The following is an 18,892-nucleotide window of genomic DNA, read 5'->3' as shown; positions in this document are numbered from 1 at the left end:
AAACAATGGAGTGTCGCATGTATAAAATCTCTGTCGATGATGGCTACGGCAACGTCAAGGTCCTGGTACAGGATGACCAGGGGGCGATCCAAAGCCATGTAGTCCCTACACACTTCCAACTCGGTGCCCATGGTGGATTGATGAACGCCCAGGATGGGAGTTTTGACACCATGGTCATGAAAACCGGTGGCCAAACCTTTACGGTGGGGGACGCCACCCAGCATGGCACCACCGAGTTCGACGATTTTCCCTATCACCCGGCCAACCGGGCCATCGTGCGCTACGCCATTGCCCAGGCGGGAATCCCCGATGATGCCGAATATGAACTGGCGGTCGGATTGCCGATTGGACAGTTTTATCTGGGCAGCGGCAAAAACCAGACACTGATCGATCGCAAGGTCGCGCACCACCGGGAGCCGATTTCCTACCTCACTGACCAGGACACCCCGTTGTCCGGCCCCAAAGTGGTACGTTGCTTTCCGCAATCGGTCATGGCCGCGCTAACCCTCGCCCCCGCGGATGCCGATGTCGAGAACATGGCGGTGGTGGACATTGGCCACCGGACGACCGACGTGACGGTTCTGAACGAAGGTCGCCTCGCCTTCCAGCGCTGCGGCGGACTCATGGATCTCGGAGTCTCTGCCGCCCAGAGGGTTTTTCGGGCGCAGATCGAAGGCCGCTTCCAGCGGAATTTCGAGGCCAGCTATGAAAAGGCGTTCCGGACCCGGAAGGTGCGGATCAGCGGACAGGTCTTCGAGGTCCCGGAAGAATTTGACGCTGCCGTCCGACAGACGGGAGAGCAGATCCGCCAGGCCGTGGAGCAGATCGTCCGCCCGATTCAGGATATCGATTCCGTGTTGCTGATCGGTGGCGGCGCGTATGTCTTCTTTGACGTTCTGCACGAATACTGGCCACAGGCGAGTCGCGCAGAGGATCCAGTCTTTGCCAATGCCCGCTCCTGGCTGGAGATGCTCTGATGGCCGACACGGCACAACATCCGGAGCCCCGCGTCGAAGAGCAGGAGGCGGAACGTCGGGGCGTGCAGTCGTCTACCGAAAGTATCGTGCAGAGTTTCCGGAATGTGCTGCTGTCCCGCGCGGAGCGCCATGGGGATTCCCTCGAAGCTGGATACCGGGACGCCGCGCAACAGCTGCGCGGCTCCCTGTATGCGTTCCAGCAGAAGGTGATCGGTGATCTGGAGGGGAACCTGCAGGAAACGAGTCAGGAGATCGACAACAAGCTCCAGGAAATCCGGGACGAGATTCGGGTCATTGCCGGCGAGGCCTCCAAGTTTCGGGGGGATCTCGACAAATCCACGCGGGAGCTGGACGCGGCGCTCGCCAAGTGGAACGACGTGCATGGCAGCACGTTCAAGGCGCTGGAGCGCTTCCAGAAGGAGTACCGGGACACGATTGCCACCTTCGATATGGCCAGCGCGCGTACCGAGAAAATCGTCGAGGGCCTGCAAGGTTTCAAGAATCTGTCGCTGCTCCTGGTGGCCATTGCCTCCGGCATCGGCACGGTGATTGGCGGCCTCCTCTGGCACCTGGTGGTTCCATGAGCAGCAAAGACGACGTCGCCAATTTTTACGAGCGCGCGGAATCCTTCCGCAAAAAGATCCGTCAGTCCATGCTGGAATCCCGCGTCGACGACCTGGTCGCTGAGCGCATGCTCTATGTGGTGGACTATCTCGATGTCCTGCTCCAAGGTTTCTTCGCCTTTCAGGACGTGCTCTGGGAACGCTTCGGCGCCTCGGGAAAGCATATCGCCGAGCATCTGGGCCAGGAACTGGAAAAGCGTCTGCAATACATCGAGCAGACCAATCTGGAGGCCATCCGCAACCTGCCCGAGCAGATCACCAGCGAGCGCGTGCTCCAGGCGCTGGAGGCGTCCTTTCCCAAGGCGCTGGCCCAGATGCAACAGGAAGAGGACTGGCACAACCGCTTCCGGGACCATCTGATCGGCCTGTATGCCCAGGTTCTGGACGGTGCACAGGCGGATCTCACCCAGAGCGTCACCCGCGATCTGCAAAAGCGCGTGCTTTCTACTCTGCGGGACAGCTTGCAAAAGAGCCTGGATACCGAGATCGCGCAGCTGATCCGCGAGGGTCTGCAACCGTCCCTGTCGGAGGCGCAGGTAGCGGCCCTGGCGGCAGCCCTGCAGCCACACCTTGCCGACCATCTGGCGAGCACCCTGCAGGCTCACCTGCAGGCCCACCCACTCCAGAAATCCCTGAATGCCAGCCTCAACGCCCAGAGCCAGGCGCTGCAGCGATCCGCCGAAACCTACCAGAGCAGTCTGGACGCTCTCCACGAAAGGATGCAGGTGCAAGAGGACGCCTTTGCCGCCTTTCGAGCGCGCTTCGATCAGGCTACCGATCTGATTCAGAAGGTTTCCCACCTGTTGAACGACGATGATGCCGCGCCGCAGGGCGCGAAACAAGGAGACCCCGCATGATTCTTCCGTCGCTGCGTGCAGCTCGTGTGCTGCTGGTTGCATCGTTCCTGTCCACTGGCCCTGCCTTGGCTGCGACACCGACGGCACCGGTTCCCATTGCCGGAGCCCAGGTCCACCCACTCTCCCCCGCCGCAGTGCAATGGCTCCGGGTGCCGGGAGGATTCTGGTTGGGGAATCCGCAACACGCACCGGGCATCACCGTGTTTCTCGATCCCGATTGCAGTATCTGCCACGAATTTTACGAACAGTTGCAGCCGTTGCTGCGCGCGCATCGCGTGGCGGTGCGCATCCTGCCCGTTGGCGTCATCCGGTCCACCAGCCCCGAAAAGGCGGCCCACCTCGAACTGCCGTTCGTGGCGCACACCGGGAAAACGCCGCAAGAACTGTTATCCCAGACGGAGAGTGGCTTTCGCAATGGCCCGCAAGGGGGGCATATCTCGCCTGTGAGCGATCCAAAGGCACTGGCCATAGTCCAGGAGCACAACCGGCTGTTGGAACGTCTCACAGCCCAGTATTCGGGATTTCCCGCAGGGCGACTGGAGACGCCGGTGATTGTGGCCACGATTGACGGTCGGGAAAGCGTGATTTTCGGGGCACCACCCCAGGGAGCCGCGGCATTGGTGCATGCCTTGCAGCGGTGAACGAACGCCGGGGAGAGTCCCATGGCGATGGAAAGAGAGCAGCGGAGAGCAACCCATGACAACAGGCAGCACAACACCAGCGTGGATCCAGCGGAGCAACCAAAGCTGGCAGACCATTCAGGACAATCTGCGATCCGCGGAAAAAATGCTGAATACGGCCGGCGAACTGATCCGGAAGGAATTCGAGCGCATCGAGCAGGCGGGAACGTACCGGATGCTCCCCAATCCGGAAATGGTCAAGGAATGCACGCACGACTGGATCATCGAGATGGTGAACCAGTACCACGAGGGAAAGCTCACCCTTCCCGGTCTGAAGCAGGTACTGGCCGAGCACGATCACCAGGTGCGCCCATTACTGGGCGAGGCGGATGCCAAGGTGCTCTCCGGAATCATCGAGGAAGTGGACCGCATGGTTGTCGAACGGATGGTCTCGGTTACCACCGAGCATTTACAAAAGGCAGCCCTGGAGCTCCAGTTGGCCAAGGAAGCCCGGGATTTTCTCCACGGCTATCGCGCGCGCGTGCAGGAGGCCTATACCGCAGGTCTCGGGCCAACAGTCCAGGAACGCTGGGTGGGCAAATACGGCTCGCAGCGGGCCGAAGAACGGCGGGAGTGGAGCTTTGCCGATACGGTTCAACCCCCGCCAACACGCAGCGGCAGAAAACCATAAAAGGTGCTAAAGTCTCACCTGTAGGTAGTTGGATGAGGTTCCTCACGATGGCGCATAGGGAAAGAGATACTGCCACCCGAGACGTGGTTCGGATCGCGGATTTCCCGCAATTGCGTATCCTGGCGTGGCAGCGGCATAGTCCGGAGATGGATGCCCGCGATGCGCTTGCGCTGTATGAAGCGAATTGGCGATTCATCGACCAGGATGCACTCCTGCCCGCGGAGCGGGCGCTTCTGGAGCGAATCCAGAATACCTATGGTAACGGTGTGCTGAATGTTTAAGCGCCCGCACCACCGGCTGATCGAGCAAGTTCTACAGTGCCTGAATCCCGCTCTCCTCGAAGATTGCGCCTGCCTTTTTGGCGGGGGAACCTGCATTTCCCTGCAACTGGAGGAATACCGGGAATCCCGCGACATTGATTTTCTGTGCTCGGATACCATCGGGTACCGAAACCTGCGCCGTGAAGTCTTCGAGCATGGACTGCGCCGCCTGTTTACGAAGGATGTCGAGCTTTTGCGGGAACATCGGGCAGATCAGTATGGCGTCCGCAGCATCGTCACCATGAGGGAGCCGCGGGCCGGCGAGCAGGTGCCGATCAAGTTTGAGATTGTGCATGAAGGCCGGATCCAGATCGCGGGAGCGGCAGTTGCCGGACTTCCGGTTCCCTGCCTGGTCCGTGACGATCTGTTTGCGGAAAAGCTGCTGGCCAATGCGGATAGGGGGGCCGACAGGGCCTCCCAAAACCGGGACATCATCGACCTTGCGGTCATGGAGCAGCGTTGGGGGGCGGTGCCGGAACGTGCCATGCAAAAGGCGCAGGAAGCCTATGGCAGCAGCATTTCCGGGGCGTTGGAACAAGCATCCCAATATCTGCGCGAGAATCCCGCGTGGCTGGAGCGTTGTATCACGGATCTGGATATCAATCCCGCAGCCGCCGGAATTCTGCGGCAGCATTTCCGGGGAGGGTCGGCAGTGAACGGAGAGTCTGGCGGACCAGGAGAGGATTCCTGGAGACGACAGCCGCCCCAAGAACGCGGCGGCAGAAAGCCATAATATACGCTAACGTAGTACTTGTAGTTATTTGATCTGGATGTCTCCATGGAACGAAACGAACTGCAGGACCTCATCGAGGTCGAGGAACAGCAACAACGGATACTGCAGGGTGTCCGCAATCTGCTTGCGCTGCCCGACTGGGTGCAGGCCGCCCATAGCTTTGTGACCTACAACCCGGAAGCCGTGTTGCATCAGGTACGGCGATGGTCCGCCCGTCTTGAGGCCAGCGAGAACACCGAGGGGCGCATGATTGCTGTTCTGATCGGCGCGCATCGGATCCACCGCTTCGGTGCCGGTCCCGCCATTGCTCCGGGAATCTGGATCCATGTGCTGGATGCCATAGCCTCACTGGAACACCCGGAAGATCTTGCCGGGGCCACCGGGGAAGGCCCACTGGAGCCCCGGTATTTTGCGCATGCAGGACATGAGCGCGGCGTCTGGCCATACCGCATCCTGCCGCAAGAGTGGTACAGCGAAGAAGGCCATCTTCCGGTATAGTTACCCACAGAATTTGTGGGTAACTATTGGGACAACCCGAAGACCCGCATACGGTTCAAGGACATAAAACAGCGCCTCTTTTGGCGGCATGGGGTCAACAGATGGCGATGCGTTGCCCGAATTGCGGGAGCGAAAACACCAAGGTTCTGAATACCAGGGAGCGTCCCTCCAAGCACAGCGTCAGCCGACGTCTGGAATGTCTGGAGTGCCAGACGCGCTTCACCACGATGGAATTCGTCGTGCCGGAAGGAATGCGGCCCAATCCCCAACGGCTCATCGAGCATTGGCAGGAAACGCGACAGACACCACCGACACCGGACGATTCCGACTAAATCCGCATTCGGCTATCCAGGACCGCAGAGAAAAAGCCCGACAGTCTCCTGTCGGGCTTCCGGTTTGCGCAGGGAGAAGCGCGTTACCGGCGAACGATCGCTGTGGTCAGGAAACCGGCCAGCAGGATATACGCCCCGAATATCGCCACATAGGCCATCACAGAGCCGGTACTGGCGAGAAGGTTCAGGGAATGCTGCCAGTCTTTGGGCAAAACGAACCAGGACGCAATCGTGATGCCGGGTGCCACCGCGAAAATGGACGCCAACACCCCAAAGGCCTTCAGCAACCGCCCAAAGCCATTGCGAGGGTAGCCAAAGAGCAGACACAAGGGGATGGTCAGGAATCCCACCGCAACGACGGCCACAAAGCCAAACGCATAGGCGTTGTTCAGAAACGAACTGATCGCATCCCAATGGCTGGCGATCACAGCCCATGCCAGGAAAGCCAGAGCGACCGGCCAGATCAGGTGCCAATTTTTATCTACAGTCTTTCGGTTGGCAGCATATGCTTGCAGATCCAAGTTGATGAGGGTTTTGTCTTTTTCGACATACCCATATTTGGAACGACCTGTTCGCTCACAGGGGGGCAGCCAACGCCATTCATATTCCTTTCCTTCCATCTCAGCCTCCTTTTCGGCTGTCTTTATTTGTTTGTTACTTTATTGTAGGCGGTCTCCCCGGTACTACCGGCACCTTTGCGCCCCTGACTTTGTTCGCGTTCCTGCATGGTTGTTTCGCCCCGATCGGTCGATTCACCGCCGATCCAGCCCATGACCCAGTCGGGCAGTTTGTGGATGAGGCCGAAGCTCAGATCGATGATGACAATCAGCATGAAGCAGTAGATCACCGCCTGCGCAATGCCGTCCAATGGGCCCACGAAACCTCCGGCAGAATTCGTGAATGTATCCAGTATAGCACCACCTATGGTGTGTTGCACGATCCACGCACCGGCATACAGCAAGGCCGTGCCGGCGATGAGGCCACCGACCATCAACACTGGCTTCAGTAGCAGCTGCAGGAGCAGCATCCAGCCCCGGCCGCCGCTGCCCACGACCTCATGTCCATCGGGATTCATGTGCGATATGGCCCAGAATGGTCCGGCAAAGACCGCTTCGACGAAAAAGAGAAGCAGACCGACAATGGCAAAGGTCCAGATGATGTAGGGCAGCATGGGGATCCAGACCGTCATGATGATGCCAATAGCGACGAATGCGGTGGCCAGGAGGGTGAGCAGATCTCCCAGGGGGCCTTTCGTGAAGGTAGTGATCCCCTTGGAGAACGCCTTCCCAATGCCGCCGACTTCCGATACCCCATCGACCACATTGGCTGCAGCCGCGGTTTCGTCAGCGCCTGCCTCTAAGGCATAGGTAGCGGTGCCCGCCGTCAGAAAAATGGTTCCGATATGCTCCAGCCCCAGGATGGGATTCTTGTTGCGGGGTTCGTCGGCGAGCCATTCCGTGCTCGATCCAACCGCTCCCTGAAAGACCGCATCCAGGACGCCGGCGATGGAGGCATCCGTAGCCTGCGGCATTTTAGAGGCAGGCGCGCCGTTCTCTCCGGCCGGATGGTCTGCTTCGTAAGCGGTGACGAACTGGTTCGCGCGCTGTTCCGGACGCCGGAGATAACCGCCAACATATGGCACGTCCTGGATGAGATACGCCAATCCGGGTGCCGTGCTCGTGCCGACGTTGTTGACGGCTTGTTGGGCGACCTGGTTCAGATGCATCAGCTCCCACCACCAGGCCCCCGCCGTGGCGAATCCCTGTTCGTTCATGGATTGCAAAAATTTCTGGGTCACCGGCTTCTCGGCAGCGGCGATGTTGGGAATGGCGTTGCTCAGCGTCCCTTGCTCATAGCCATGGATGAGGCTTGCGAACGTCGCCCGACTGGGTCGTTGTTGGCGATACACGATCACCTGCGCAAGAGCCTGTTCTCCGGTCAGAAGCTTCTGCATCTGCCCGGAGGACGCCTTCCAGACTGCGTTATCGATGTTGGCCTGGGTCGAGGAGCCGACTCCGGTACCGCCGTTGGAGGCGGAGCTCGGGAAGGTGATGGAGCCACAGACCGACGGGTTCGGGAGCGCCACCAATGCCGAATGCAAAAATGGACTGTTGGTTGCCAGGCCCCAATAATCCTCTTCATACACGGTCGACAACGGATGGGCGGCGTGTCCGTTCCAGAGCACATCGCCGGTATTGAGTCCAAAATTGCCGACATCCGTCGCCCACGATTGGGTTACCGTGCCGTAGGTGATCTGGTTCGTATACAGAGAAATGGGATTGGGATCCACAGCATTGATGCCAGGGATGCTGTTTGCTCCCCGGTTGACGGCCAGCATGCAGACCTGGTCAGAGAGAATGTGTTCTGCCATCCGGGTGACTTTCTGGTTATTCAGGGTCACACCACCGATCGGATCCTTGACGATGTATTGGGCAGAGAGTGCCCAGGCCTTGTCGGCCATGCCCACGGCATTGGCTTCCGCCCACACGATAGCGGGCTGGACGGCGGAATAGTTTCCGCCGCCGCCACTCGGAAATACTGGCAGTACGAAGGCTGCCGCCAGGCCGATGCGCAAGGGAATCCACAGAGCGGACCATTTCTGTCCCAGCCACTCTCCCTCATGCGTCGTTTTCAACAGACCCACGAAACCGACATAGAGTACCCAGGCCACCGCCACAAAGAGGGCCACATCGTTGACATATCCGAGCAGCACCGAAACGGCGGTGGCCGTATCGGCAGCGCCGTCGTTGCCGCCAATGCCGGTGACATGCTTGACGATCGGCCCGAGAATCATGGCCAGAGTGTTCATGAAATAGTCGGTTGTTGGGGGGGCGATACCAAACATCGGCGCGGCTCCTTTAGTGGCCAGGTCCAGAGGGGACCAGGGAGGGGGGTCTGGGGCGAGCGCTTTCCTGGCTTTTTTGTACGGCGAGAGCCCGCTCCTGCGCTAATACCGGGTCTTCCGGTGGTGCCGCCTGCGCGTCCTCTTCACTTTCGGACAGGAGATGGGCAATGAGCGCGCTTCCCAACCCGGGCATGCCGGTCAGATCCAGCGCCGCTTCATAGGCCGCATCTTCCGCAGCTGAGCTGCCTTCACTTTCCTTGGAGCGATGTTCTTCCTGGTCATCCATCATTTGCTTCCCTCACCGTAACTGGTCGTGCCGTTGTAGTAACGGGCCACCTTGGCATAGGCCGCCTGCGACTGTGTTGCATATTGCGAAGCGGCCATGGCGTCTTCCGCCATGCGCATCCGCATGGAGATGTACTGATAGAGCATTTCCTGCGACTGGAAGAGAACGACTTCCCGCAACAGGGACACAGCGCTGGTCTGTTCCGCGACGTTCTGATAGAACTTCACGTTTCCATACTGCGCCTTCTCCATGTACGACAGGTATTGCAGAAGGGAGATGTTCGCGGGCGCCTGTGGCATGCCGAGGCCCTGAACCGTTTTGTTGAGGACGGTGCCGAGGCCTTGAACGGGCTCGTGGAGTGCCGCAATCTGGTCCAGCGCCGTCTGCGCCAGGCTTTGGTCTGCCTGGTATTGCAGTTTCGCTCCGACCGCCAGTTGTCCTTCGGGAGAGTCATAGGCAGCCTTCTGCAGCGCCGGAACGGGAATCTGGTTGGTAATGTTCTGAATGAATGCCTCCCGGGCATCGGCATCCAGTGTGGGATGCTTCGGCGCGCTCATTCCGTTGCCACCCAGCAGGCTGACCCCTTCGATGTCCCGATTGGGAACGGGGGATACCGTCGCTCCTTTTGCGCAGAGTCCCGCCGTAATTTCCGACTGCGAACAGAAATCCGCGTTATGAACGGCATAGCTGGAATACAGAAAGGTGACGCTGCGCTTGGCCAACAGGCCCTGCTTGACCTGCTTGTCGACCATGGGCACCCCGGAGATGGGGTTCTGGTCGCCGAAAACGCCCGCGCCGCCGACCGTATCCGTGGCCACATTGGACTGTGCCGTGCAGGAATCCGCACCACAGGGCATGGTCGCGGGCATTTCCGTTGCTCCCTGCAGTTTGGCGATCGTGCGTCCGGTGCCATTGTCCCGAATGGCGCGAGCGGTGTAATAGCCCAGCCAGGAGACGTCCTGTGCCATCTGTTGCTGGAGGCCGAATACCTGTTGGCTCAACGCCCGAATATCCCCGCTGGAGGCGAGATTGCCGTTATAGGTGGTCCAGCAGCCGCCACCATAGTCAATGGGCTGACAACCGTGTGCCGTTGTCACACCGGACGGTACGTTGACCTGTTGCGCAGCTGGAGAAATGCCTGGTGGCTCCCCCATATAGCTCATCTTGCCGACCCAGCTCGGGGTACTGGCCCAGGCAATGCCCAGGGTCGCGGCAAGCGCGGCGAGAAGGATATGGCGTTTTTTCGGGTGTGGCATGGTGGTCATCCTCAACTTCCGGGGAACAGGGACTGGTACATTCCGGACGAACTGTTCTTGCCGTTGCTGTCCTGGGTCGGAGCGAGCTGCTTTTGCTGCACCAGGCTCATCGACGGGAAACTGCCCCCACCGGAGGAACTGGTCGTCGTCGGCAGGGTGGAACCCGACGATGTGACATCGGGATTGCAATCGTTTTGCGTCTGGCCGAACAACTGCTCGATGGTCTGGAGAATCTGCTGCCCCTGCGACCCAATGGGCAGGGAATTCAGATCGTCCAGAATGGTCTGGAAGGAACTCACGTTGTTGACACACTGGCTTCCCCGTACCGCTTCTACCGTCGGGTTGCTCACTTCCGGTCTCAGGGCGTCATCTTGTGCCACCGCATTTTTTGCGGCGACGGCGTTTGCGGCGGCATCGATCGGGCAAGTGGTGGAATCCGCCCAGGCCAGGGCCGGCGAGAGGATGCAGGCGAGACAGAGAACAAGGCGCGCTTTCTTCATGGGTATTTCCTGTAGGGAGTGGAGGCGGTCGGAGACACCGGCGTACAGTGGGCAAAGTTCAGGAAATTCGTGACATAGGCCAGGGTGTGCGGATGACCCGCGAGGACCTGCTGATAATTGTTGTGGTCGGCAGCGACCTGCTGGGCGAGTCCCAGGCTTTTGCTATAGCACACAGGAATCGCCGCCGGATCGAGCGCGCCGATGAAAAGCTTCGCACAAGCCACCTGCTCCTGAATGCCCATACGGATGCTGTGGCTGGGACTCGGAATCGGCGTTTGATGGTTCGGCAGACGGGGCCAGGCAGTGGCGGTCGGGCCGTTATAGCCTTTGATATCGTCGAATGGGGCTTCGGCGACCTGCTCTTCGGCGGGCGGTAGCGTTTGCATCAGTCCGAGCGCCCGATTCGGAACCGGGGCACCCACCGCGTCAGGATTGCCGTTCGACTCGTTGTGCATCTCGGCGGCCGTGAACAACGGCGGCATATAGCCACCATCCACCTGCGCCGAAATCGACGAAATCAAGGAGGACCAACGTCCCACACTAGGGTCCTGGGAGGCCCAGTCGGGATCATGGCACACATAGGCAGGACCGATGACCGGTTTGGTCACACCCTCGATGATCGCCACCCGGCGATCGACCGCCGCCTGCGCCGCCTGACAGGTTGGACAGTCGGGATTGCACGTCGTCGCGGCGACGGCCAGCGGACTGGCCAGGACGGCCAGGCCCAGGACTCCCCACCGACAGATCCGCCTCACAGCCGGCTGGCCTGCCGCATGGCTACCGGATTCAGCAGTAACCGGAGAACCGCATCGATCTGCACGGCACTGGAAATCTCCTCTGCCGCCCGACGCGCATCCGGACTCCCGCCCTCGGCGGGGACTTCCGTGAGATCCCGATGCTGCTGGTAGGTGGTTGCTGCATAGGAAGACGTATAGGCGGTCAAGGTTTTCATCTTGCCCAGAGAAATGCGAGCCTCCAGATCCTGCTCGGAGATCAGGCACTCGCTGACAAAATCCTCGACTTCCCTGACAAATTGCGCTGGTTCCATTGCCGCAGTTCTCCTCATGGTTCTCTTCTGTTGTATCGGACTCCCACCTTTTTGCTTTGGGAAATTGCCAGGCCCTTGCGAGCCCCTGGACCCGCCCGGCGACGGACGGTTTTCCGAAAAGAAAAAAGGCGGATTTTCCCCATCAACAGAGGGAATGCGACAGAGACAAGGACATCCGCAATGGCCCAATTGCCCGATCTTCCCGAAACACTCACCGACAGGTTGCGGAACTATGTCGAACAGACCCTTACCGCCATGGAAACTGCCGCAAAAATTCCCTGGATGGACGACGATCATCGGGCGGATCTCTGGCAAATTGCCTTGCTGGCCCGCGGTATCCACACGCTGTCCCGCGCAGATCAGGAAGTGGTGTTCCATCGTTTGGGAGAGGCCACCGACGCCGCTCCAGCGCGGGATCGATCCAGCGTGGAGTTGCTCTATCACACGGTCGAGGCGCTGAACACTGCCGGCGACAGCATCGCGACGCCCGATACGGGCAACGCCCGCGATGAACGACTGGGCAATGTGCCAGACCATCTCCTCAAGGACTGGCGAAATGCCTTGTCGACAGCTCTGGTGCAGCACATCCGGGAGATCCGTGAAGATGCCTATCCGCTGGCCCAGAATGCCCTCCTCCTCTTTGCCCGTGACGTCAGTGTCGGTTGGGGACTGAGCGATACCGAGTTGCAGCAGAGCATCGACACGGCGCAGGCGTTTTATTTTGAGTATCCAGAGGATATTCAGAATCTCGCGGCGGTGACCCGGACCGCCGTGCGGGAAGTCGGTTTTGACTGGCTCGGCTTCCGCGATCTGGTCATCGAGGATCGCTGCCGAGCGCGGTTTGCTCCCACGTCCGGCGACCGGCAGCAGCCGCCGTCCGATGCAGAACCTGCGGTACCGCCCGACGACGATCCCGCCCCGTCTGACCATGCGGAAAACGCCCATTCCCCGGCGCATGATGGGGATGCGAAAGGCGAAGCTCCCGATGCCCGGGCGGAAGAGGATCAGGCCATTTTTCACGATGAGGTACTTCCCGATTCGGAGGGCATCCTCGATCTGACCGATGACGATCCGCATCCACTCGATCCGCGAGAGGAATACCACACGCGCGGTACCTGGCCCGGCGACTCCGGCAGCTTCCGCCAGAAGAAATCCTCGCGGGACCACGATCAGCAAAAGGCGCAGACGGCTGTGGACCCCGATCCGATACACCGTCCCTCGTTTCAGGAGCCGACAAACCCTGCCGGAAGTCACACCGGCCAGAAACATTTCCGCCAACAGGCAGGGGATGTTGCGAATGGCAGTACGGTCCAGGTGCGGTCCACCTTCCTGTCCGGCGTGGGCGAAGGCGTTGGTGGACTGCTTGCCGGCACTGGCGGCCTCTTCGCCGGTGTGGGCTCGGTACTGTCCCGCTTTGCGCCCCGTCCGGAACCTTCCCTGCTTCGCTGGCAGGAACGCCGCGCGGATCGCGAGCAGCGCCGGGAGCAAAAGGCGCGCGAACAACCGTACCGGCAGGCGGAGCGGTTTCTGGACCGCTTCAACCAGCGCCTCGATCTCCTGCGCGCCGATGGCCGGGTACAGGAGACCTTCCGAACCATCGCGGAGGACCGAAAACAGCGCGCGGATGCCGTTCAGGACGGCGCCAATGCCAGGATCCAGCAGGCGCGGCACGAGGCATTCACCAATGCCCAATGGGAAACGGCCTTGGAGCGACACCCGGACTTGCGACACTCCCTTACGGCGCTGGAGGCCGATGCCGAACAGCTCCCGGAGAAAATCGTCCCGGCCATTCTGGCTCTCGAAGAAGGTGACGAGATGTCCCGCAGCCAGCGGGAAGGCCTTCTCGCCAAGCTCGACCGGGCCAAGGCACAATCGGATGATTTGCCGCCCAGCGTGCCCGGCCAGAAATCTCTGGCCGACCGCATGCAGGGCATCCTTGCTGCCATCCAGAACTTTCTTGCCCGGATTTTTGGCGCCCCGCAGCCTGCTCTGACACAAAACACCAACGGCGAGGCGACATCGAAGCCTGTGCAGCGTCAACGGCAACGGCCCTGATGCCATGGCTTTTTTGTTGATTCCTGGAAACGTGCAAAAATGAACCCGAACGAGGGAATGCCGGAGAATGCCATGCGACCAGGAACGATTGAGCGGGAAATTCGGAATCTGTTACGGGAGCGCCCGGAGACTACGGTGTTTTTACGCTCGGACTTTACGGAGGCTCTGCCGCAATATAGCCGTACCGGGATGGACAAAGCACTGGGACGAATGGTCGAGCGCGGGGAATTCCTGCGCATCGGCTACGGACTTCTGGCGCGAAGCGAGGTCCGCGATAGCCGATTCCTGCCCGGAGAACAGGTAACCTGCCTCACCAAATCTTTCTATGCTACGGCCAGGGAAGCCCTCGATCGCCTCGGTGTGCCCTGGGATCTCGATCGTGCCACGAAGGCCTACAACAACGACGAGAGTACGCAGGTTCCGTTTGCGACAGCCTTCAACGTGGGGAACAGTCGCATTACCCGAAAAATCTCCCTGAACAGGGCCACGCTTCGTTACGAACGTGGGAGCGACGAGCCGCGGACGCTCCGGCCCTCCAAAGGCGGACGCAAGACGCCATGAGAGAGATCACCGAAGACGACAAGGCGGATATCCAGGAACTGATCGATACGCAACTGCTCGGGTCGCTCCGGCCGGCGGCACTGGAGAAGGACATTCTGGTTCGGCACGCCATCGTCGTGGTCTACCAGGCGGCTCACTCCCAAGGTATCGACGTGGTCTTTGCCGGTGGCACCGCGCTCAGCCAGGCGCGGGGGCTGATCCGGCGCATGTCGGAAGATGCCGACTTCCGCCTCGTGGTTCCTGCCGATGTGCGTGCGGCCGGGAAGAATGCCATCCGTAAATATGGTTCGGAACTCAAGGCGGCCATGATCCAGGCCCTGCAACAGGACGGCTTCCCCCTCGAGGGCGAGGCGATGCGTGCCCGCAACGGCAACCAGTACCTGCGCGGCAATTTCCAGTATCAGGCGCAGTTCCCGCCAGACGAATCGCTGCGGCAAAGCATCAAGCTGGAACTGATGGCCATCGATCCGGTGGCCCCGATAGACCGTCTGCCCACGTACAGCATCGTCGAACGGCTCAAGATGGATCATGGAATCCCGCTTTCGGAGCGCCCTTCCCTGCCGGTTCTCGGCATTGAAGAGACCGCTTCGGACAAGCTCGTGGGATATCTGCGGCGTACGGCAGCCTACCGTGCTGAAGCCAACCGTTTCGCCTACGATGACCGCCTGGTGCGCCACCTCTACGACATGCACGCCATCGTCCAGCAGACGCCAGACTATGAACACCTGCACACATCGCTCCGGTCGTTGCTGGCAGAGACCATCCGCAAGGATCAGGAGACCTACGGCAAGGAGTTTCCGGCCTTTCAGGAAGAACCTTTGGCCGTGCTCCTGGGCGAAACGGAGCGTCTGGATGCACCAGACGTGCGGGAACGCTATGGCCGATTCTGTCAGGATCTGCTCTATGGGGAGATTCCGGATTTCGATTCCGTGGTCGGGAGCTTTCGGAAAATCGTGGCGGACACCATAGGACGGCTGTCCCCGGCAGAGTTACGCAGGACAACACCCACGACTTTCCCGAAGCTCCACAAGGAGAATCTCATGCTGACGAACACCGCCGAAACCTCTGCACAGGGATCCCAAACCACCGACCGGGAGCGCCTGCGCGAACTGGAGCCTCTGAACAAGCCACTAGACAAGTTTGCCTTCCTGCAGGAGCGGTTCAACCGGGATCCGCAGATACAGGAGGCCATCCAAAATGCCGAGAAATACGGTATGACGCACAAGGCGGCGATTCACCAGGCCATCGACCAGAATCCGGGATTGCAACAGCAGTTTCAGCGATTGCACGACTACTACACCCGAACCGTCCAGCCCGCGCTGGACCGACATCTGGAGATCACCAGCCAGCTACAGGATCCGCAGTTGCGCTCCGATGCGGAAGGCGCATTACGCGCCCGGGTCCAGGGGATGAGCCAAGGGGCACAACACTGGCCAAGTCCGGACACGCTGGCCCAACCGGGCGCACAGGCATCGCACAAAACCGGTCTTGGCGATCTTCTGGCGCGATTCCTGCAAAAGATCCTCGATCGCATCTCCGGAAGGGATGTGACTGCGGGTCAGGCGCAACGGCGGGAATTGTCTCATACGCAGCAATCTCGTGACGGGATCGGAGAAACGCTCAAGACCGGGATCGAAATTGCCTCGGCCGTTGCCGCGCCGGAGGCCTATGTAGCACAGAAAGCGGTGGAAGCCGGAGTTTCGCAGGCGGCAGGAAATCGTCCCAAACCAGGGCGCAAGTGAAAGGAATCGAACGATGACGATGGATGTTGTGAAGGCGCATGCGCAGCTGCTCGATAAACTGTTGGTGCACATGGATGCCGTATTTTCCACGGCAGTGGACCATCCCAAGCTCTCGGAACCAGACCGAACCGTCGCCGCCGAAATGCTCTTGTGGGTGCGCGACGGACGGTTTTTGTGCAGACAGATTCGGGAATCCCCAGAGTATGATCCTGCCCCAGACGATCCTTTGGCGAGCTCCATGACGGTTCTCGGTCAGCAGATCACCGATATCATGCGCGAACTGCGCAAGCTGCAGCTCTCCTCGCCGGGAGCTCCTGAACGATTGCGGGCCTTGCTCGACGCGCAATCGGAAACCGGCTAAGGGAGGAGGACTCGGTGTTTCACGAACGTTTCCCGGAAACCACGGGCCTGCGCTATATCGGGGAGATTTACCAGTCCCTGGATTACGGCCTGGCAGCACAGGATCAACGTGGGGCACCGCCGCCCGACGCGGTGGAACCTCTGGCCAGGGCTCGTGCCCTGCGCGAGGTTCTCGAACGAACGATTCGCCGCTCCTGGTTTTGCATGCAGGGCATCTCCGAACCGGGTATGGTCCCCAAAGCACCCGATCTATTGGCGGTGCTCTCCAGGACGTTAACCGACACCCCTGAAAAGATGCGCATGAACGGCCTGTTCCTGTTGCTGGCAGTGGGCGCACCCGTCGACGATGCGGTATTCCGGGAAATGGCCCTGCGCTATTTCCGCAGTCCCAGACACGCTCTTCCGCGACCAGAGTCCATAGAGCAATGCCCCCTGCTCTATCCAGCCACCCGCGGCATGGAACGGTTACAGGAGCTTCGGAAGGCAGCGCAGGCATATCAGGCGCAACCGGAAAGCCATGACGAATTCCCGCAGAAACTACGGCAGGCCGTACCGGAAATCTTTGCGGCAATCTATGCCATCCAGCATTATCTTGCGAGCGGCGATACCGGGGACCGGCAGGCACAGGGACTTCGGGCTCTCGATCGGGAACTGCAGATTCTGGAGGAAGCGGGACGCGAAACGCGAGTTTCGCCGCAGACCCAGAGAACCTTTGGCGAAGTGCTCGGAGAAATCCGGGCGACCTTGCCAGTCCAGGAAACGGATTCCAGCCTGTACCTGAAACTGTCCCGGGACATCCTGCGCAAGCAGGCTCCCGAACCCGTCTCCCGAGTGCAGCGGGATGGGGTGGAAAATGCCAATGCACACGAGGCAGCACCACCTCCCCCGCGCAAGCCTGGAGGACCACGGCGGTGAACCGCAGCTGGGTGGATGAAACCCGCGATGCCGCTCAAGGGCAGTGGCGGACCATCCTCTCTGCGCTCGGAATCGAAGTGCCGCCCACTTCCCGCAAACATGGCCCCTGCCCGGGATGTGGCGGCAAGGATCGCTTCCGCTTCGACGACAAACAGGGACGGGGTACCTTTCTGTGCTCCACCGGCGGAGGAGAGCCGATCGCCGGCGATGGATTCTCCCTGATTCAGCACGTACATGCTTGCCAATTCCTGGATGCCGCCCGTCAGGTGGCCAACATTCTTGGGGTCGACCCGCAACGAAGCCAATTACTCGTCCCTACCAAGGCGCAACAAATCAGTCGCCATCGGGTGCAGGTCAGCCGGATGCTCAAGGAGGACTATGAGAAGGCGGCAAAGGTCGAGCGGGCCAAAAAGGCGATAGAAAGCACCCTGCTGGGCTGCAAGCCATTGCAGCAGGTGCCCGCCGTGTGGAAGTACCTCACCGAGTCGCGCGGGATTCCCGCGAAGTACCTAAAAGCGAGCGACGACCTGGTTGCCCATCCGGGCCTGGAATACTATTGGAAGCCGACCCGCGACCAACCGAGCCACTCCCTGGGCATTTTCCCGGCTCTGATTGGCGTTTGCCGCAGCCTCACTGGGGAGATCATGACCCTGCACCGCACGTATCTCTCGCCGCATGGCCAAAAGCTCGCGCTGCCGGATCCCAAACAGGTAGGCGATACCCTCCCCGCTCGCAAGCTTATGGGCACCGCCGGAGATCATCATTACGTAATTCCGATGTTCCAGCCGTTGCAGGAACGTCTTGGCGTCAGCGAAGGGATTGAAACCGCGCTTTCCGCAGCAATTCTCAACGATCTTCCTGCACATGCCGCGATCGATTCCGGCAAACTCATCCATTTCTCCCCGCCTCTGGGAGTCCATACGCTATTTATCTTCGCCGATGATGATCCGGCCGGCAGACACAGCGCCGAATCGCTCAAACAGCGTCTGGCCATCGAGAGACGTGACATGCGGGTATCGATCCGCTATCCCCGGCAGATGGGCGCCATGCCGGGGATGGACTGGAATGATCTGCTGCTCCAGGGAGCTCCACAGAAGCATCTGGCCAAACCAAAACCCTAAGGAGGGGCATTCCCAGAATGGTCCCCACCGGGAACCATCCTGAACTCTTACTACGCAGTGCTGGTTTCAAATTCAACGGATGAGGACCACATCCACGCCATCGACATCCGCCCAGGCGCGGTCGGCGGTAAGCACCACAACACCCAAACGCTTTCCCAGCGCCAAACAAGCGCGATCCCCGATGGAGAGGCCGAAGCCACGAGTCCCTGGACGGAGCCTGGCAATCTCCATGGCATCGTCTGGCGTCAGCGGAAAAATCATCAGCACGTTGCCCAAAATTCCCCGCTGCGTCAGCTCCGCTTCCAAGGTCTCCGGAGATACGCCAATCTCCGCGACTTTGGATAACACCTCGGCCCAATTCAGTGCACTCATACCACAATCATCGGTCAACGCTTTCTCGACAGTATCAGCACCGGGCTCTGCATTCAGATAAGCCAGCAGCGCCGATGCGTCCAGCTGCATATTCTGGACCATCGTGGGCACCGATTCTGATGCATCGTGGGCGGTCATTCTGATCGATCGTGGGCACTGATTCTGGTGTGATCGTGGGCA

General features: G+C 60.2%; 23 protein-coding genes. 15 read left to right on the top strand and 8 right to left on the bottom strand.

The window, feature by feature from the left end:
* Positions 1 to 17 precede the first annotated feature (17 nt).
* The 9 genes from AC2VNM_RS08060 (at position 18) to AC2VNM_RS08020 (ending at position 5,651) form a co-directional block, all read left to right on the top strand.
* Positions 18 to 977 (top strand): ParM/StbA family protein, encoded by a 960-nt coding sequence (locus AC2VNM_RS08060; protein ID WP_486913109.1) that lies wholly within the window; start codon positions 18 to 20, stop codon positions 975 to 977.
* Positions 977 to 1,561 (top strand): hypothetical protein, encoded by a 585-nt coding sequence (locus AC2VNM_RS08055; RefSeq protein ID WP_486913108.1) that lies wholly within the window; start codon positions 977 to 979, stop codon positions 1,559 to 1,561. Before AC2VNM_RS08060 ends, AC2VNM_RS08055 begins: the two co-directional genes overlap by 1 nt.
* Positions 1,558 to 2,457, top strand: coding sequence for a hypothetical protein (locus AC2VNM_RS08050; RefSeq protein WP_486913107.1), 900 nt, complete (start codon positions 1,558 to 1,560; stop codon positions 2,455 to 2,457). Before AC2VNM_RS08055 ends, AC2VNM_RS08050 begins: the two co-directional genes overlap by 4 nt.
* Positions 2,454 to 3,098: a thioredoxin domain-containing protein gene (locus AC2VNM_RS08045; protein ID WP_486913106.1), complete on the top strand. Its 645-nt coding sequence runs from the start codon at positions 2,454 to 2,456 to the stop codon at positions 3,096 to 3,098. The genes AC2VNM_RS08050 and AC2VNM_RS08045 overlap by 4 nt, the downstream gene beginning before the upstream one ends.
* Positions 3,099 to 3,153: 55 nt before the next feature.
* Positions 3,154 to 3,768, top strand: coding sequence for a hypothetical protein (locus tag AC2VNM_RS08040; protein ID WP_486913105.1), 615 nt, complete (start codon positions 3,154 to 3,156; stop codon positions 3,766 to 3,768).
* A 47-nt stretch (positions 3,769 to 3,815) separates the two neighbouring features.
* Positions 3,816 to 4,049, top strand: a complete 234-nt coding sequence (locus AC2VNM_RS08035; protein ID WP_486913104.1) for a hypothetical protein — start codon at positions 3,816 to 3,818, stop codon at positions 4,047 to 4,049.
* Positions 4,042 to 4,821 (top strand): nucleotidyl transferase AbiEii/AbiGii toxin family protein, encoded by a 780-nt coding sequence (locus AC2VNM_RS08030; RefSeq protein WP_486913103.1) that lies wholly within the window; start codon positions 4,042 to 4,044, stop codon positions 4,819 to 4,821. Before AC2VNM_RS08035 ends, AC2VNM_RS08030 begins: the two co-directional genes overlap by 8 nt.
* 45 nt (positions 4,822 to 4,866) lie before the next feature.
* A complete protein-coding gene (locus AC2VNM_RS08025) occupies positions 4,867 to 5,319 on the top strand; it encodes a hypothetical protein (RefSeq protein WP_486913101.1) in 453 nt (150 codons plus the stop codon).
* A 101-nt stretch (positions 5,320 to 5,420) separates the two neighbouring features.
* A complete protein-coding gene (locus tag AC2VNM_RS08020; protein ID WP_486913100.1) occupies positions 5,421 to 5,651 on the top strand; it encodes an NrdR family transcriptional regulator in 231 nt (76 codons plus the stop codon).
* A gap of 83 nt (positions 5,652 to 5,734) precedes the next feature.
* Here AC2VNM_RS08020 and AC2VNM_RS08015 read toward each other — a convergent pair whose 3' ends face one another.
* Genes AC2VNM_RS08015 through AC2VNM_RS07985 form a run of 7 tightly spaced genes read right to left on the bottom strand, consistent with a single transcriptional unit; the run spans position 5,735 to position 11,586 of the window.
* Positions 5,735 to 6,271: a hypothetical protein gene (locus tag AC2VNM_RS08015; RefSeq protein ID WP_486913099.1), complete on the bottom strand. Its 537-nt coding sequence runs from the start codon at positions 6,269 to 6,271 to the stop codon at positions 5,735 to 5,737.
* Positions 6,272 to 6,294: 23 nt separating this feature from the next.
* On the bottom strand, positions 6,295 to 8,496 hold the full coding sequence (locus AC2VNM_RS08010) for a DotA/TraY family protein (protein WP_486913098.1): 2,202 nt from the start codon (positions 8,494 to 8,496) through the stop codon (positions 6,295 to 6,297).
* 13 nt (positions 8,497 to 8,509) lie between these two features.
* Positions 8,510 to 8,785, bottom strand: a complete 276-nt coding sequence (locus AC2VNM_RS08005) for a hypothetical protein (protein WP_486913097.1) — start codon at positions 8,783 to 8,785, stop codon at positions 8,510 to 8,512.
* Complete coding sequence (locus AC2VNM_RS08000) at positions 8,782 to 10,038, bottom strand: hypothetical protein (protein WP_486913096.1); 1,257 nt, start codon at positions 10,036 to 10,038, stop codon at positions 8,782 to 8,784. The genes AC2VNM_RS08005 and AC2VNM_RS08000 overlap by 4 nt, the downstream gene beginning before the upstream one ends.
* An 11-nt stretch (positions 10,039 to 10,049) precedes the next feature.
* Positions 10,050 to 10,538, bottom strand: coding sequence for a hypothetical protein (locus tag AC2VNM_RS07995; RefSeq protein ID WP_486913095.1), 489 nt, complete (start codon positions 10,536 to 10,538; stop codon positions 10,050 to 10,052).
* On the bottom strand, positions 10,535 to 11,293 hold the full coding sequence (locus tag AC2VNM_RS07990) for a hypothetical protein (protein ID WP_486913094.1): 759 nt from the start codon (positions 11,291 to 11,293) through the stop codon (positions 10,535 to 10,537). Before AC2VNM_RS07990 ends, AC2VNM_RS07995 begins: the two co-directional genes overlap by 4 nt.
* Entirely contained in the window at positions 11,290 to 11,586 is a 297-nt protein-coding gene (locus tag AC2VNM_RS07985) for a hypothetical protein (protein WP_486913093.1), read from the bottom strand. The genes AC2VNM_RS07990 and AC2VNM_RS07985 overlap by 4 nt, the downstream gene beginning before the upstream one ends.
* A gap of 180 nt (positions 11,587 to 11,766) precedes the next feature.
* Between AC2VNM_RS07985 and AC2VNM_RS07980 the strand changes: the two genes are divergently transcribed.
* From AC2VNM_RS07980 to AC2VNM_RS07955, 6 genes are read left to right on the top strand one after another with little or no spacing between them, the layout of a single operon-like run.
* Complete coding sequence (locus tag AC2VNM_RS07980) at positions 11,767 to 13,641, top strand: hypothetical protein (protein WP_486913092.1); 1,875 nt, start codon at positions 11,767 to 11,769, stop codon at positions 13,639 to 13,641.
* A 39-nt stretch (positions 13,642 to 13,680) separates the two neighbouring features.
* A complete protein-coding gene (locus AC2VNM_RS07975; protein WP_486913091.1) occupies positions 13,681 to 14,202 on the top strand; it encodes a hypothetical protein in 522 nt (173 codons plus the stop codon).
* Complete coding sequence (locus AC2VNM_RS07970; protein WP_486913090.1) at positions 14,199 to 15,944, top strand: nucleotidyl transferase AbiEii/AbiGii toxin family protein; 1,746 nt, start codon at positions 14,199 to 14,201, stop codon at positions 15,942 to 15,944. Before AC2VNM_RS07975 ends, AC2VNM_RS07970 begins: the two co-directional genes overlap by 4 nt.
* 13 nt (positions 15,945 to 15,957) lie before the next feature.
* The gene (locus tag AC2VNM_RS07965) at positions 15,958 to 16,305 is read left to right on the top strand and encodes a hypothetical protein (protein ID WP_486913089.1); all 348 of its coding nucleotides are present in this window, start codon (positions 15,958 to 15,960) and stop codon (positions 16,303 to 16,305) included.
* 14 nt (positions 16,306 to 16,319) lie between these two features.
* The gene (locus AC2VNM_RS07960) at positions 16,320 to 17,219 is read left to right on the top strand and encodes a hypothetical protein (RefSeq protein ID WP_486913088.1); all 900 of its coding nucleotides are present in this window, start codon (positions 16,320 to 16,322) and stop codon (positions 17,217 to 17,219) included.
* The gene (locus tag AC2VNM_RS07955) at positions 17,216 to 18,340 is read left to right on the top strand and encodes a DUF7146 domain-containing protein (protein WP_486913087.1); all 1,125 of its coding nucleotides are present in this window, start codon (positions 17,216 to 17,218) and stop codon (positions 18,338 to 18,340) included. Before AC2VNM_RS07960 ends, AC2VNM_RS07955 begins: the two co-directional genes overlap by 4 nt.
* A gap of 72 nt (positions 18,341 to 18,412) precedes the next feature.
* Here the strand turns inward: AC2VNM_RS07955 and AC2VNM_RS07950 are convergent.
* The coding region (locus AC2VNM_RS07950; protein ID WP_486913086.1) for a type II toxin-antitoxin system VapC family toxin at positions 18,413 to 18,892 on the bottom strand (480 nt) is incomplete at its 5' end.

The sequence above is a fragment of the Acidithiobacillus sp. TH-A67 genome, from assembly GCF_057473545.1.
The sequence above is the reverse complement of the archived record's forward strand: the minus strand, read 5'-3'. Positions and strand labels throughout refer to the sequence as shown.

Bases quoted from the DNA above. Each gene is read 5' to 3' on its own strand.
- AC2VNM_RS08060 (WP_486913109.1), top strand. From the start codon at position 18: ATGTATAAAATCTCTGTCGATGATGGCTACGGCAACGTCAAGGTCCTG.
- AC2VNM_RS08055 (WP_486913108.1), top strand. From the start codon at position 977: ATGGCCGACACGGCACAACATCCGGAGCCCCGCGTCGAAGAGCAGGAG.
- AC2VNM_RS08050 (WP_486913107.1), top strand. From the start codon at position 1,558: ATGAGCAGCAAAGACGACGTCGCCAATTTTTACGAGCGCGCGGAATCC.
- AC2VNM_RS08045 (WP_486913106.1), top strand. From the start codon at position 2,454: ATGATTCTTCCGTCGCTGCGTGCAGCTCGTGTGCTGCTGGTTGCATCG.
- AC2VNM_RS08040 (WP_486913105.1), top strand. From the start codon at position 3,154: ATGACAACAGGCAGCACAACACCAGCGTGGATCCAGCGGAGCAACCAA.
- AC2VNM_RS08035 (WP_486913104.1), top strand. From the start codon at position 3,816: ATGGCGCATAGGGAAAGAGATACTGCCACCCGAGACGTGGTTCGGATC.
- AC2VNM_RS08030 (WP_486913103.1), top strand. From the start codon at position 4,042: ATGTTTAAGCGCCCGCACCACCGGCTGATCGAGCAAGTTCTACAGTGC.
- AC2VNM_RS08025 (WP_486913101.1), top strand. From the start codon at position 4,867: ATGGAACGAAACGAACTGCAGGACCTCATCGAGGTCGAGGAACAGCAA.
- AC2VNM_RS08020 (WP_486913100.1), top strand. From the start codon at position 5,421: ATGGCGATGCGTTGCCCGAATTGCGGGAGCGAAAACACCAAGGTTCTG.
- AC2VNM_RS08015 (WP_486913099.1), bottom strand. From the start codon at position 6,271: ATGGAAGGAAAGGAATATGAATGGCGTTGGCTGCCCCCCTGTGAGCGA.
- AC2VNM_RS08010 (WP_486913098.1), bottom strand. From the start codon at position 8,496: ATGTTTGGTATCGCCCCCCCAACAACCGACTATTTCATGAACACTCTG.
- AC2VNM_RS08005 (WP_486913097.1), bottom strand. From the start codon at position 8,785: ATGATGGATGACCAGGAAGAACATCGCTCCAAGGAAAGTGAAGGCAGC.
- AC2VNM_RS08000 (WP_486913096.1), bottom strand. From the start codon at position 10,038: ATGCCACACCCGAAAAAACGCCATATCCTTCTCGCCGCGCTTGCCGCG.
- AC2VNM_RS07995 (WP_486913095.1), bottom strand. From the start codon at position 10,538: ATGAAGAAAGCGCGCCTTGTTCTCTGTCTCGCCTGCATCCTCTCGCCG.
- AC2VNM_RS07985 (WP_486913093.1), bottom strand. From the start codon at position 11,586: ATGGAACCAGCGCAATTTGTCAGGGAAGTCGAGGATTTTGTCAGCGAG.
- AC2VNM_RS07980 (WP_486913092.1), top strand. From the start codon at position 11,767: ATGGCCCAATTGCCCGATCTTCCCGAAACACTCACCGACAGGTTGCGG.
- AC2VNM_RS07975 (WP_486913091.1), top strand. From the start codon at position 13,681: ATGAACCCGAACGAGGGAATGCCGGAGAATGCCATGCGACCAGGAACG.
- AC2VNM_RS07970 (WP_486913090.1), top strand. From the start codon at position 14,199: ATGAGAGAGATCACCGAAGACGACAAGGCGGATATCCAGGAACTGATC.
- AC2VNM_RS07965 (WP_486913089.1), top strand. From the start codon at position 15,958: ATGACGATGGATGTTGTGAAGGCGCATGCGCAGCTGCTCGATAAACTG.